This is a genomic window from Leptolyngbya sp. GGD (genome assembly GCF_026735145.1).
Classification (GTDB): Bacteria; Cyanobacteriota; Cyanobacteriia; order Leptolyngbyales; family Leptolyngbyaceae; genus Leptolyngbya; species Leptolyngbya boryana.
In genome coordinates this window covers 576,609-589,674 of record NZ_JAPQKE010000002.1, presented here as the reverse complement: position 1 = coordinate 589,674, position 13,066 = coordinate 576,609, and the positions used below count along the sequence as shown (strand labels likewise).

At 46.0% G+C, this 13,066-nt stretch carries 10 protein-coding genes; 8 read left to right on the top strand and 2 right to left on the bottom strand.

All coding sequences use genetic code 11. From position 1 onward, the window contains the following. Positions 1–38: 38 nt before the first annotated feature. A complete protein-coding gene (locus OU814_RS11695) occupies positions 39–1,487 on the top strand; it encodes a serine/threonine protein kinase (RefSeq protein WP_268182951.1) in 1,449 nt (482 codons plus the stop codon). A gap of 103 nt (positions 1,488–1,590) precedes the next feature. Here the strand turns inward: OU814_RS11695 and OU814_RS11690 are convergent, their stop codons facing one another. Beyond that, positions 1,591–2,739: an AbrB family transcriptional regulator gene (locus tag OU814_RS11690; RefSeq protein ID WP_268182949.1), complete on the bottom strand. Its 1,149-nt coding sequence runs from the start codon at positions 2,737–2,739 to the stop codon at positions 1,591–1,593. Between the two features lie 542 nt (positions 2,740–3,281). Between OU814_RS11690 and OU814_RS11685 the strand changes: the two genes are divergently transcribed. From OU814_RS11685 to OU814_RS11675, 3 genes are all read left to right on the top strand, one after another. Next, entirely contained in the window at positions 3,282–4,745 is a 1,464-nt protein-coding gene (locus tag OU814_RS11685; protein ID WP_263970821.1) for an ABC transporter substrate-binding protein, read from the top strand. 82 nt (positions 4,746–4,827) lie between these two features. Next, complete coding sequence (locus tag OU814_RS11680; RefSeq protein WP_268182946.1) at positions 4,828–5,706, top strand: ABC transporter permease; 879 nt, start codon at positions 4,828–4,830, stop codon at positions 5,704–5,706. A 29-nt stretch (positions 5,707–5,735) separates the two neighbouring features. Next, a complete protein-coding gene (locus tag OU814_RS11675; RefSeq protein ID WP_268183958.1) occupies positions 5,736–6,551 on the top strand; it encodes an ABC transporter ATP-binding protein in 816 nt (271 codons plus the stop codon). 243 nt (positions 6,552–6,794) lie between these two features. On the opposite strand, the gene OU814_RS11670 is transcribed toward OU814_RS11675, so the two are convergent. Next, complete coding sequence (locus OU814_RS11670) at positions 6,795–8,753, bottom strand: LysR family transcriptional regulator (protein WP_268182944.1); 1,959 nt, start codon at positions 8,751–8,753, stop codon at positions 6,795–6,797. 267 nt (positions 8,754–9,020) lie between these two features. Here OU814_RS11670 and OU814_RS11665 point away from each other — a divergent pair, with 267 nt between their 5' ends. Genes OU814_RS11665 through OU814_RS11650 form a run of 4 tightly spaced genes read left to right on the top strand, consistent with a single transcriptional unit; the run spans position 9,021 to position 13,045 of the window. Next, positions 9,021–10,724, top strand: a complete 1,704-nt coding sequence (locus tag OU814_RS11665) for a fumarate reductase/succinate dehydrogenase flavoprotein subunit (protein ID WP_026148391.1) — start codon at positions 9,021–9,023, stop codon at positions 10,722–10,724. 25 nt (positions 10,725–10,749) lie between these two features. Continuing rightward, on the top strand, positions 10,750–10,977 hold the full coding sequence (locus OU814_RS11660; RefSeq protein WP_017286112.1) for a 4Fe-4S dicluster domain-containing protein: 228 nt from the start codon (positions 10,750–10,752) through the stop codon (positions 10,975–10,977). A 9-nt stretch (positions 10,978–10,986) separates the two neighbouring features. Continuing rightward, positions 10,987–11,955, top strand: a complete 969-nt coding sequence (locus OU814_RS11655) for a HEAT repeat domain-containing protein (protein ID WP_268182940.1) — start codon at positions 10,987–10,989, stop codon at positions 11,953–11,955. Further along, positions 11,948–13,045, top strand: coding sequence for an Mrp/NBP35 family ATP-binding protein (locus tag OU814_RS11650; protein WP_268182938.1), 1,098 nt, complete (start codon positions 11,948–11,950; stop codon positions 13,043–13,045). Before OU814_RS11655 ends, OU814_RS11650 begins: the two co-directional genes overlap by 8 nt. The last annotated feature ends 21 nt before the right edge of the window (positions 13,046–13,066 follow it).

Below are 13,066 nucleotides of genomic sequence, written 5' to 3'. Positions count from 1 at the left end.
TAGAACCGTCTGTTTCAACCAAATTGCACTGAATTGTCATGACTACCTTTGTGGGCAAAGCCTTGCAAAACGGGAAATACACCCTGGATCAAGAACTCGGACGAGGCGGTTTTGGCATCACCTACCGGGCGACTCATCATTGGCTCAATCAAGTCGTGGTGATTAAAACAATCAATGATGCACTGCGTCAAGATCAGCAGTTCGCAAATTTTCAACGTCAGTTTCAAGATGAAGCAAAACGGCTTGCGATGTTTGTTCATCCGGGGATTGTGCGAGTCAATGACTTTTTTGTGGAAGATGGTTTACCGTACATGGTCATGGACTATATTCCAGGGCCAACTTTAGCGCAGGTGGTGTTTCCGAATGCGCCATTACCCGAATCAACCGCGATCGCGTATGTTCATCAAGTCGGAGCCGCATTGAATGCAGTCCATCATCTCGGACTGCTGCATCGCGATGTGAAACCTCAGAACTTGATTCTGCATCAAGTTACAGGGCAAGTCATTCTGATTGATTTTGGTACAGCGCGCGAATTTTCTCCGGGGATGACTCAAACGCACACGAGTATGTTTTCCGAAGGCTATGCTCCGATCGAGCAATATCTGCCCCAAACCAAACGGACAGCCGCGATCGATGTGTATGGACTTGCTGCGACGCTGTATTCTCTAGTAACGGCTCAGGTTCCGATCGCGTCCATTTTGCGCGATCGTCAACCGCTTCTAGAACCGCGCGAATTCCGTCCTGATTTAAGTCCGAGAGTCAATCAGGCCATTCTACGAGGCATGGCGCTAGAACCCCATCATCGTCCTGCAACCATGAATGAATGGCTAGCCTTGCTCCCAGACTCTGAGAAACCATCTGTTTCAGTGCCATCGATCAGATCGGTTCCGGCTGCCAGTACACCCATTAGCCAGGTTGCAACGGTTGCCATTAGCTCGCCTCGGGGCGATCGAACAAATATTCAGACCCAGCCGCCAGTCGTGCAGCCCCAGAACCAAAACTGGCAGCCCTGGCTTTGGGGTGGTCTTGCAATGATAGGACTAGTATCTGGCAGTGTTTTAGCAAGCCGATTTACAAGTCAGCAAACGGTTCCCGTACCTCCGAGATCGACTGAATCGCCGCTCGCTGAACCGTCATCTCGTCCAAAACAGAACTCTGAAAAAATAACTGCGCCTTCGGTTGTCCCGCAAGCCACCCCAAAAGCGACTCCGAACCAAACGCCTGTCCCAACTCCTTCTCCCTCTGTCACACCAGAAGCGGAATCTGATCCGCTCCCTCCTGTCACGACTCCGGAGCCAGAACCCCCGACGAGTCCTCCGGTTGATCCGGAGCCAGCTGCAAGTCCGACACTCTCACCGTCCCCAACTCCCGCACCCGAGGTTTCTCCAGCTTCGGGACAATCTGGTTCGGGACAGGAGAGTAAGAAAGAGCAGAAAGAAGAAAAAAAAGAGGAGCGCCGTGAGGAAAAACAGAAAGACACAAATTGAAATGCGAGGTCGTCGTTGACTGGATTCATGTTTTGGTGGGGAGTGGGAGAATCTAAACTTAGAGTGCTCCCGATCGCCCTATCAGATGTATTGGGGTGAACGATTAGCTCTGTTCATTCTCAGATTGAAGTATGGGAATGAGTGCTAAGATGAACGGCAACGATAGATTGATCGTTAGTAAGCGAACTAGATGTCCTGCTGTAATAATTTCAGGATCTTGCTGCAAGCTCAGTGCAATCCAAATCATTTCAGGCGAACCCCCTGGAGACGCAACAAGTAGGCAAGTGAGCCAATCCCATTGAGTGAGAGATTGAATAATCAACGCAGCGATCAATGCAGCGATCAACATCAATACCACTGGAACAATAGACCGCACGATCGATAAAATTTTCAACTTTGGATTAATTCCCCAATATTCACCAATCGTAATTCCGAGTAAGATTTGACCGATCAGATTCAAGAAAATCGGGAGTTGAAAATCGAGTTGAGCAATCGCTGGAAAGCTCAATGACAAGACCTCAAACATCAGCCCAACCGCGATCGCGCACAGAAAATTTGCGATCGGAATTCTCAACTTTGTTCCAAAATAAGCAGCAATGAGCGCAATTCCAATAAATAAGCACGAAGTTTGGAGATCAGTCCAAGAAATTTTGATAATACTTTGAACGATCGCATCGACCTCATCATTGCTCGAACGAGTAAAAGCCACATTTGCAAGCAGAGGCATTCCAGCAACAACCGTGGTAAATCGCATGAGCTGAACCAGAGAAACTAATGCTGTATTCTGGGTGTACTCTGCGGCAATACTTGCCATGACTCCAATGTTTCCGGGAGTCGTTGCTAATAGTCCGGTTAATAAGTCAGTCTTTTCAACTCGCGAATAGATAACGCCAATCAATGCACCCGCCAGCATCAAAAACACAGGCAAGCCGAGAAAGACGAGCAGATGAGCAGATAATGCACTGAGATTGCGATGTTGCAGCGATAACCCGATCGTTAAACCGATGAGTAATTGACCTGCTTTTCGAGCATTGCGATTCGGTTGAATCGGCTCATGAGTCAAGGCTCGATAGCTAGAAATCACGATCGCACCCGCCGCAATTCCGCCAAGCATCCAAGCGACACCTGTTAATCCAAGCACGACCAGCCCAAACCCAATGAGTACGGCTAGAAACCCTTCGATCGCCAGAATGCTATAAACCTCGACCCATCGGTTTAGAGCCGTCGCTTTCAGTCGCTCAGAATTTAGCACAGGTGCAACTCTCCAGAAATAACACTGAGCACTAGAGAATTCCGAGTTCTTGTGAAACTCGGAATTCTCACCTCATTTAAGATCCCATATTGCACGCTAACTGACTGTTGAGAGAGAACGATTTTCTCGATTCGGATGAACGACTCTGCACCATCTGACAGTTCTTTCAATAGAACTGCACCGACATAGCCCTCACTAAATTCAACTGTACAAAGATACTTCTTGATAAATTCATATTCAAAACAACGAATTACTTTTTATTTTGAATGAGTTAAATAATTCTAAAAAGTAATCAAGATTTAGATATTTATTACATCACTATCAATCAAAGAAGCCACTTTTTAACTCAGGCTCTATAAACTTATCAATTTGTTTTATGGATTCAATCGATCCCTCTATGAATAGAAAGAGTAGAGAAGCCAATATTTGTATCCTTGCTTACAGTTGAGAGAAGCTAGGACTGAATAAATAAGAGTTACACAACAAGCGCTGGAGCGATTTCAATCATGAATAGACGGAGGTTCACTCGTCGCGGTTTTTTGGTGTCTCTATCATTTATTTCATTTGCTTTTGTTGCTGCGTGTTCTAATATTCAGACAAGCAATTTGTCAGGCAATACGAGTGAAAAAAAAGTAATTCGCATCGCGATTGGAACTCAAGATCAAGTCATTAATACAGCGACTGGAGGCTCTGTTATTCGCGAAGAAAAATTGCTTGAGAAATACTTGCCAAAAACAGGTAAATACGAAAATGTGGAGTACAAAATTGAGTGGTCAAGCTACACTTCAGGACCTCCTATTACAAATAAAATGCTTGCCAATCAACTTGATATTGGCATGATGGGAGATTTCCCGCTGACGATCAACATGACGACTTTTCAACAGAAAGGTGGGGGTGTCAATACGCTCTACATTGGGACTTTGGGCTACAGTGCCACCGGAGCTGGAAATGCAGTAATGGTTCCAAAAGATAGTTCTGTCAGAACATTGGCAGATTTGAAAGGCAAGCAAGTTTCTGTGCCCTTCGGTTCCGCTGCACATGGAATGTTACTCAAAGCACTGAAGGGAGCCGGACTAGAACCCGATAAAGATGTGAAATTGATTAGTCAAGCACCAGAAGTGGGTGGCACGAGTCTGCGAACCAATCAGATCGACGCTCATGCAAACTTTGTCCCCTTTGGTGAGATGTTTCCCTTCCGAGGATTTGCTCGGAAGATCTTCGATGGTGCAGAACTCGGTGTTCCGACATTTCATGGTGTGGTCGTGCGATCGGACTTTGCTAAGCAATATCCAGAAGTTGTTGTTGCCTACATGAAAGCCTTGCTCGAAGCGAACAAACTCTTTCGTGAACAGCCCGAAGCTATTTCAGCCAAGGTTGAACAATGGGCAGGAGTTGAAAAGGAAGTCGTGTATATGTTTCTCGGGCCATCTGGATTGCAGCGACTCAATCCTAGCATTCAGCAACCCAATCTAGACGCACTCACCAACAGTGTGACGACTCTGCAACAGTTAGGACGACTAGATGCCACTGTCAAACCTGAAGATGTGAAAAAATTCATTGACAACAGCTATCTGAAGCAGGCGATGCAAGAAATGGGCATGAGCGATCAACAAGTTGCAACAGAGGCTGAGCAATTTGTGATTACAGGAGAAGATTCCGAAACAAAGCAACCGATTCAAGATGCAAAATTGGCAGCTCAACTGTGGCTCAAAGGCGAAGAGAAAGTGAGAAACTATGCTTCGATTCAAAATATGATGGCAGCGTTGAAAAAGCTCCAGGCTGAGGGTAAGCAGGCGGTTAGTGCTATTTTTGTGCACGATCGTAGCAACGGTTGGAAGCTCTTTGCAGAGAATTCTTTCTTTGTTCGCAACAATAATGATATCTCTGCATTTTTGACCGAGAAGGATGCTCAGACTTTTGCTCAACAGAATAATGCTCAAGTCGTTGGATTTAAAGGTCTACAAGAGTTTTACGCACAAGCCTCACAGCCCATAGCAGCACGCTAGATGCGCTTTGATACAGTCAAGAACGCTTGAACATGGAACAATGTGTTCCTCGCTGTGCTCTTTTACCGATTGGAGGCATTTTATGTCTAGTCCGTCCTCTCCGCGATCGACAAAACCTCGTATGCTCGATCGCTGGAGTTTTCTACTTTCACAGTTATTCCAGAGTTCAGACAGTTCTTCACGAATTAACCCGATCAGGCTTTTGTTCCGAGTTCTTTCATTAGTTTTATTTTTTGGAATTTGGCAATTTCTCTGCGCGATCAAGTTTCAATTTTTTATCAATTTTGCCTTTCTTCCTTCGCCTGTAGAAGTTCTGAGTGCAACCTTGAAGTTTTTCTCGAACAATCCAATGGTGCATATTCAGGCAAGCGTGCTGAGGGTACTCTTGGGCTATGCGATCGCAGTCGTGCTGGGCATTAGCTTAGGAATTGTGATTGGCTGGTTTCAAAAGATCGAAGACCTTGTGTTTTTGCCGTTAGAGATCCTCCGTCCCATTCCTGCGGTTGCCTGGATTCCACTGGCGATTCTGATGTTTCCCGATGCAGAGTCGGGAATGGTCTACATTACTTTTATCGGCGCATTCTTCCCAATTTTGATTAGCACGATCAAAGGCGTTGAAGGCACGGATTTACTATTGTTGCGCGTTGGACAATGCTTAGGCGCGAGACAATGGCACGTCTTCAAAGACATTGTGATTCCGGGAGCCATGCCTAGCATTGCAAGTGGCTTAGTGATTGGCATGGGAAATTCTTGGTTCTGTCTAGTCACGGCTGAAATTTTGGCAGGACGGTTTGGGATTGGTTATCTGACCTGGGAGTCTTATGTGACTTCTAACTATCCTCCGATTGTGATGGGAATGCTGCTGATCGGATTGATGGGGTCACTGAGTTCTTATGCAGTGGATCGACTGACCCATGTCTTAATGCCCTGGCGCGTCACGAAGAAAGGGAACGCCAACTAATTCATATTTAGAGGATAGTAAGTGTGACAATGTTAATCGAGCAAGGAACTCCGCAACAAGTACTCAAAGGACTTGTGGAGGTCGAGGATCTATCAATTTGTTTTCAACGAAAAGGACAGTTAATTCCGGTCTTAGAGTCGATCGACTTTACGATCGCGCCAGGCGAATTTGTCTGTTTGCTTGGTCCATCCGGATGCGGAAAATCGACGATTCTCAATGCGATCGCTGGATTTATTAAACCTTACAGCGGTTCTGTTACGGTTGATCGCAAACGGATTGTGCGTCCCGGAGCCGATCGCGGATTTGTATTTCAGCAGTATTCACTCTTACCGTGGAAGACGACCTTCCAGAATGTGGAATTTGGACTGAAGATTCAAGGCATTCCTGCGGCAAAGCGCAAAGAGATTGTCAACTACTATCTCAATCGTGTGGGGTTGTATAAGCATCGCAACTCTTATCCTTACCAACTATCAGGAGGAATGCAGCAGCGGGCAAGTATTATCCGTGCTTTGGTGAACTCTCCTTCTGTACTGTTAATGGATGAACCCTTTGCAGCATTAGACGCACAGACCCGACATATGATGCAAGAGCTTCTGCTCGACATTTGGAGCGAGTTGAAAGCAACTGTGATTTTTGTGACGCATGACATTGAAGAAGCGGTGTTCTTGAGCGATCGTATTTTCGTCATGGGCGTGAATCCAGGGCGGATTAAGCAAATTGTAGATGTGCCTCTAGAACGACCGAGACATATCGATATCATGGTGACTTCAGAATTTTTACAATTAAATCGCGAGGTTTTTGAACTCATTCGAGAAGAAACCTTGAAAAGCATGGAGCTAAGCTAAGAGAATGCTTTAAAGGTATCAACAGACTCTTCGCTCACGTTGCCATTCCGGGACGGGTGAATGCGTCTCAACGATTACTTTTAAAACATTCTCTCAGCAGCTTGAACTCAGCCAATCCGAACATTCGATTGGTGAATCGAATTTGCAGCTAAACAGACAAATGCCTGACGCACTCTTAACCAACAGAGACGGGTATAGCTTGTTTAGCTGCGATGTCGATCGCGAGATCAGTTCCAAGTATTGCTATGCTCTAATCTGCTGCAAAAAGTCTGCATGAATCCATTGATTTAAGTTAATCGCTTGTAAATGCTGGTTGCCTGGAATCTGACTCAGTTGATCAATGTGTAATTTCAGCCAGTCAGGACGAATCTGCATCTCTGAGAAAAACCGTCCCGGCTGAGTTTTCTGATACGAACTGCTCAAAATTTGAACAATCACTTCTGGATCAAGATGCGTCCATTTTGCGACTAAAGCTGGCGCACTTGGCGTTGTGTCGTACCAATATTGGGCTGCGGATAATGCCCGAAGATACGCGATCGCGACTTCTGGATACTGGTCAGCCAATTCATTCGTGACTACTACACCATAGAAAGCAGGTAACGCTTCGGAATTGCACCCTTCGAGGTAACGGAACTGTCCGCGACGACAAGCGATGTCGTGAAATGGTGCAAAGTGAGCATAGCCATCCGCGTATTGTTCAGAAAACTCGAATTGGTCAGCCTGTTGCTGAAAAGGGATTAAATTGACTTGATCTAAAAGCCGAGTCGCATTCAGCGATCGCAGCACCATGCCATGTGCAGAAGACCGAAGGGGAACTGCGATCGCTCGTCCACGTAGGTCATCGACGCTATGAAGATGAGAACGATGGGGAACCACAACCGCATTACAAGACCCATCAGGATTGGTCGAGACAAAGCTAATCAGGCGAGTATTCTGAACTGTATCTTCAGCACTTAAGAGCAAGGGATAGTCACCGAGCACACCAATATTCAGTTGTCGAGATCGCAAGCCATCGACAATCGGCGCTCCGGTTGAGAAGTCTTGCCACTGAATCTGATACTGAATCGAACTATATCGTCCTTCTTGGGGCAGGAAATGTTCGAGCAGCCCCAACCTCTGCATGATTAAGCCTGCTGTGATCGCAGGAATTGTCCCGTTTTGTACTCCAATCGAAAGAGTTAGCACTTCAGACCGTGAAGAAGACTGACTGCGACGCACAAAACTCGGCGATCGTAAACGAACAACGTTCGAGGCAGAAACAGCAGGACTTGTCTTGGCTTGTAGCAGGTTGATGAGCTTTTGAGTCGGATTGAGATTGCGCGATCGCCGACTCGATGAATCCACTGTGTTCGCTTGGTTTAAGCGTCGAGGCACGACCAGGTAAACTGAGCCAGATAAAGCAAACTCCTGAAGCGAAATTGCTGTCATCGTCCCTAATTCACACTCTGGTTGAAAATCAAAGTTAGTTGCGAAGCCGAGATAGTTCCCCTGCATCATGTAGGTTCGCATCAAGCTCATCGTATCCACGGTTTCAAACCGGAGAAATCCATCCAGCGTATGTCCTAACTCAGACAGTCGTGAGTCCAGGACTAAACGGCTCGGTGTGCCTGCAGGAAGCAATGCCCAAGGATACTTTCTCAGATCAGCTAAACTCATCCAGCGCTGTTTTGCTAAGGGATGATGATGAGAGACAAAGACGTGATAGGAAATTTTGTCGATCGCAGTAGTTGAAAGTTCAGAAAACTCTTCAAAATTGACATCAGAAATCCCCACATCTACTGTCTGGCTCGTCATCGCTTGATAGAGCAATTCAGCAGATTCAAACACTAGACACTGAACTTGAATACTCGGATATTGCTGTCGATATTCAAACACAATATTAGGCAACCAACCTTCAGCAAGTGCCATTGTGCAGCCGATTTTTAGACTGCCACATTTTCCTTTTTTAATATCTTCAATTTTCTGAATGAGTTGATTTTCAATCTGAATTAGTTTTGCACCTTCTTCAAACAAGAATTCCCCAACTTCTGTCAGTTGAATCTTGCGCCCTAAACGGTAAAACAGCGAAGTTCCTAATTCTGACTCTAACGATTTGATTTTAGCGCTCACGGCAGGCTGAGTTAAATTCAGCGCATCGGCTGCCTCGGTAAAACTCAGGTAACGAGCTACTTCTAGAAAAACTCGAATCTGATAAACTTCCATCGCTTTACAACCTCATAGGGTGTTTGTTGATCATATCAAATTGATCAATTCAATTCATTTATTGGTTCATAAAATACTGCAATAAAGAAATTCAAAATCGTGCTGCACAATGAAAACAGTTGATTCAATCACATCTTTTTTCAGGCAAACTTCTTCTGGATCAAAGATGTTTCTAATCAAGTCGTTTTCGCTGATTTTTTCTGTAGTGCTTGAGACAGTTTTCAGCGTAAGACTAAAATTCTGTTCATCAATCAGGAGGCTTTTTGAGTGAATACTCAATGGATGAAGACGGATGTGCTGGTGATTGGGGGTGGAACGGCTGGAACCATGGCTGCCATCAAAGCAAAGCAAGCCAATCCCGAAGGTGAGGTACTCGTTCTAGAAAAAGCAAATATCCGTCGCAGTGGCGCGATTGCAATGGGAATGGATGGAGTCAATACTGCCGTCATTCCTGGAAATTCGACTCCAGAACAATATGTGCGAGAAATTACGATCGCGAATGATGGCATTCTCAATCAGAACGCTGTTTATCAAACTGGAAAACTTGGCTTTTCTGTCATTCAAGAACTCGAAAAATGGGGCGTAAAATTTCAGAAAGATGCTCAAGGAGATTACGACCTCAAACAAGTGCATCGCGTGGGTAAATACGTTTTGCCGATGCCAGAAGGAAAAGATTTAAAAACGATTCTGGCGCGTCAAGTTAAACGTCACAAAGCCCAAGTCACAAATCGAGTCATGGCAACTCGGGTTCTCGTGCGCGATGGACGTGCGATCGGTGCAGTCGGTCTTGATGTTCGCAATGGAGATTTTGTCGTCATTCAAGCGAAAGCTGTCATCCTTTGCACGGGCGCTTGCGGGCGCTTAGGCTTACCTGCTTCTGGCTATCTGTATGGAACCTACGAAAATCCAACCAATGCAGGCGACGGTTACTCGATGGCATATCACGCCGGAGCAGAACTGAGTAACATTGAATGTTTTCAAATCAATCCGTTGATGAAAGACTACAACGGTCCTGCTTGTGCTTACGTTGCAAGCCCATTTGGAGCTTACACAGCTAATGCACAAGGACATCGCTTTATTAGCTGCGACTATTGGAGCGGTCAAATGATGCTAGAAGTTTGGAAAGAGCTAAACTCTGGCAAAGGTCCAATTCAACTCAAAATGACTCATTTAGATGAAAATACAATTTCTGAAATTGAGTCAATCCTCTGGGCAAATGAGCGCCCGAGCCGAGGCAGATTCCATCAAGGGCGAGGTGAAAACTATCGCACTCATGGCGTCGAAATGAATATCTCTGAAATTGGACTGTGTAGCGGTCATAGTGCTTCTGGAGTCTGGGTGAATGAGCGGGCTGAAACTTCAGTTCCCGGACTATACGCAGCAGGCGACATGGCAAGCGTCCCTCATAACTATATGATCGGTGCGTTTGTCTTTGGACGCATTGCTGGAGAACATGCCGTTGAATATTGTCAGAATCTCGATCATCTCGACCCTGATCCAGAGTTTCTAGCTGCCGAAAAAGCAAGAATCTATGCGCCGCTCGATCGACCCAACGGAGTACCACATACCCAGGTTGAATATAAGCTGCGTCGGCTCGTCAATGACTATCTCCAGCCGCCTAAATCAGCCAATCGCATGGAGCTTGGACTCAGCAATTTTGTGCGCTACCACGACACATTAGAGCTAATGGGTGCTCGTGACCCGCATGAATTGATGCGCTGTATGGAAGTTCACTTTATTCGCGACTGTGCAGAAATGGCAGCAAGAGCTTCCCTCTATCGCCGTGAAAGTCGCTGGGGACTGTATCACTATCGAGCAGACTATCCAGACAAGAACAATGATGAATGGTTCTGCCACGTGCATCTGAAAAAAGATGATGCGGGTGACATGGTGTTATTCAAACGTCCGATCGAGCCTTACATCGTAGATGTCAATGTTGAAACCGAAGTGTACGACGTAGCTGTTCGTTAAGTTATTTAGAAGAGTGTAAATTGCGATGGCTTTAGCAATTCAAAGAATCGATGTTCCAGTCATTGTCGATGAGTCAAAATGTCTTGAAAAATGTGTCGCCTGCATTGAAGTCTGTCCGCTTGATGTCTTAGCCAAAGACCCTGAAACAGGCAAAGCTTATATGAAGTATGACGAGTGCTGGTTCTGCTTACCTTGTGAAAAGGAATGCCCGACCAACGCGATTACTGTTCAAATTCCATTCCTGTTGCGCTAGAGGAAAGTAATGGACACGAATTCTGAACTTGCTCCTTGGTTAGAAATGCTGCGATCGCCACAAGTTGAAAATCGACTAGTTGCGCTCAAAACCTTACAGCATCTTGGAGACGAAGAGGCTCTAACCCCGTTGATCGAAGCCCTAACAGATGAAAGTCTACTCGTCCAAAAGTTAGCAGTGACTGTACTCTGGGAACTTGCAAATCCAGCAGCCGTTCCAGCCTTGATTGAATGTCTTGCGTCCCCGGATGAAGAAATCCGAGACGAAGCGCGATCGGCATTAGGTGAACTGATTGCTCCAGATCATTTATTGCTGCTCCTAGATGCTTTACTGCGAGATGATCTAAACCTGCAATTGAATATTCTCTTCCTGTTACGGAAGATTCATGACGCTCAATCCTTGCCGTATGTGTTGCCTTTTTTTGAATCTCCCGATCCAGCTTTGCGAGAATCTGCGGTGACAACATTGCGCTACCTCAATCAAGTCGAACGCTGTCAACCTGCATTAGCGCTATTGTCCGATTCGGATGAAAGTGTTCGACGGGCAACAGCTTTAACGCTGGGACATCTCAGTGATGAGCAAGTTGTTCCTCGTCTCTGTGAAGCATTGACTCACGATCCAGATTGGGAAGTTCGGCGCAATGCAGCAAAATCTCTTGCAATTCATGCAGACAAAGCCGCGATCGCGCCTCTAGAAGCTGCCTTAAAAGATGATCATTGGCAAGTTCGCAAATTCAGCTTGCAAGCCTTGCAGAAAATTCCAGATGATCGCTCTCTTCCTCTGTTCATTCAAGCACTCGCTGACGAATATTCAGATGTCCGACGAGACGCTGCGATCGCGCTTGGCATTTTGGAAAATAAAGCGGCTCTCAATCCGTTGCAACAATCGCTCGACGACCCCGATCGCGATGTCTGCATCTTTGCTCAACGCGCCATTCAGACCATTCAAGAAGCGTTACAAGAACCCTCTAATGCCTAATCATCGTTCTCCCTTCCAGACGGCTCATGACCTTCCCGAAACAGATCCACCTGATCTGATTGCTGAAGCACGCCAACAAGCGGTGACTGAACTGCTCAAAACCATTATTGAACCTGTTCTCAACAACAATATTGTGAGTTTAGGCATGGTTCGCAATCTCAGAGTGGTGGATAACTATGTTTACCTGCGGCTGTATGTTGGAAAGCATCAGCACGATTTGAAACATCAGATTGAGACTGTGCTTTCACAACTCACTTGGTGTAAGAAGAGTTATGTTCAACTCTGCACGATTCCAGGCGTGAGAACAACATTAGCGATCTCGAGTGGTAAAGGTGGAGTTGGAAAATCAACCACTTCTGTCAATCTTGCGATCGCGCTAACCCTACAAGGCGCAAAAGTCGGGCTGCTGGATGCAGATATCTATGGTCCAAATATTCCACAGATGTTGGGATTGGGACATTCTGAGGTGAAGACGATCGAAACTGCTGAAGGAACGCGATTTCTGCCTTTAGAAGCCCACGGTATCAAAGTCATGTCAGTTGGGCTTCTAGCAGAACCCGATCATCCGCTCGCATGGCGCGGACCTGTGCTGCACAAGGTCATCACTCAGTTTATCCAAGATGTCGAATGGGGCGATCTAGACTATCTTCTGATTGATTTACCACCCGGTACAGGAGATGCTCAAATCACGATCGTTCAAGAAAGCCCCATCTGTGGCGTATTACTCGTCACCACACCACAGCAAGTCGCGATCGCAGATGTTCGCCGCAGTATTCATATGTTTCGTCGAGTCGGAATTCCAGTACTCGGCATCATTGAAAACATGAGCTATTTGCGCTGTGGGCATTGTGGTGAGCCGACTCCGATTTTCGGCAGTGGTGGGGGACAACAACTTGCAGAAGAACTGCAAACTCCTCTACTGGGACAAGTTCCGATTGAGGCTCGAATTTGTGCGGCGGGTGACTCTGGAAGACCCGTAACCTTGACTGATCCAACATCATTTGTTGGGCAAGTCTTTCTCAACATCGCTTCAGCACTTGACAAAACATTCTGCTCAATCCACAAATTAGCAGACGCAATTCTATGCTGAGTTGATTTCCAATCTGTAACT

Excerpts from the sequence above, each read along its gene's own strand:
- OU814_RS11650 (WP_268182938.1), top strand. The coding sequence starts at position 11,948 with ATGCCTAATCATCGTTCTCCCTTCCAGACGGCTCATGACCTTCCCGAA.
- OU814_RS11680 (WP_268182946.1), top strand. The coding sequence starts at position 4,828 with ATGTCTAGTCCGTCCTCTCCGCGATCGACAAAACCTCGTATGCTCGAT.
- OU814_RS11660 (WP_017286112.1), top strand. The coding sequence starts at position 10,750 with ATGGCTTTAGCAATTCAAAGAATCGATGTTCCAGTCATTGTCGATGAG.
- OU814_RS11655 (WP_268182940.1), top strand. The coding sequence starts at position 10,987 with ATGGACACGAATTCTGAACTTGCTCCTTGGTTAGAAATGCTGCGATCG.
- OU814_RS11675 (WP_268183958.1), top strand. The coding sequence starts at position 5,736 with ATGTTAATCGAGCAAGGAACTCCGCAACAAGTACTCAAAGGACTTGTG.
- OU814_RS11670 (WP_268182944.1), bottom strand. The coding sequence starts at position 8,753 with ATGGAAGTTTATCAGATTCGAGTTTTTCTAGAAGTAGCTCGTTACCTG.
- OU814_RS11695 (WP_268182951.1), top strand. The coding sequence starts at position 39 with ATGACTACCTTTGTGGGCAAAGCCTTGCAAAACGGGAAATACACCCTG.